The sequence below is a fragment of the Pseudomonas sp. Pdm06 genome (assembly GCF_014851795.1).
In the GTDB taxonomy this organism is placed as follows: domain Bacteria; phylum Pseudomonadota; class Gammaproteobacteria; order Pseudomonadales; family Pseudomonadaceae; genus Aquipseudomonas; species Aquipseudomonas fluorescens_AA.
In genome coordinates this window covers 1-432 of the sequence record NZ_JACVAH010000050.1, presented here as the reverse complement: position 1 = coordinate 432, position 432 = coordinate 1, and the positions used below count along the sequence as shown (strand labels likewise).

Sequence of the window (432 nt, the reverse complement as noted above, 5' to 3'; positions counted from 1 at the left end):
GCTTGTGCTAGTCTGGCCGCCCTTTTTCGACCCCTAACGTGGAGCCCGGCCATGTCCGAACTCAACCTGTCCACCGACGAAACGCGCGTCAGCTACGGCATCGGCCGCCAACTGGGCGACCAACTGCGCGACAACCCGCCGCCTGGCGTGAGCCTGGACGCCGTGGTCGCTGGCTTGCGTGACGCCTTCGCCAATCAGCCAAGCCGCGTCGCTCCGGAAGACCTGAACACGGCCTTCCGTGCCATCCGCGAAATCATGCAGGCCGAAGCAGCTGCCAAGGCCGAAGCGGCTGCTGGCGCAGGCCGTGAGTATCTGGTCGAGAATGCCAAGCGCGAAGGCGTGACCGTGCTCGAGTCCGGCCTGCAGTACGAAGTGCTGGTGGCGGGTGAGGGCGCCAAACCGTCCCGCGAAGACCACGTACGTACTCACTAC

The 432-nt window shown here is 65.5% G+C and carries 1 protein-coding gene; it reads left to right on the top strand.

Annotated features, from left to right (window positions below):
* Positions 1-51: 51 nt before the first annotated feature.
* Positions 52-432 (top strand): FKBP-type peptidyl-prolyl cis-trans isomerase N-terminal domain-containing protein (locus tag IB266_RS30510; protein WP_318646617.1); only part of this gene is annotated, 381 nt, incomplete at its 3' end.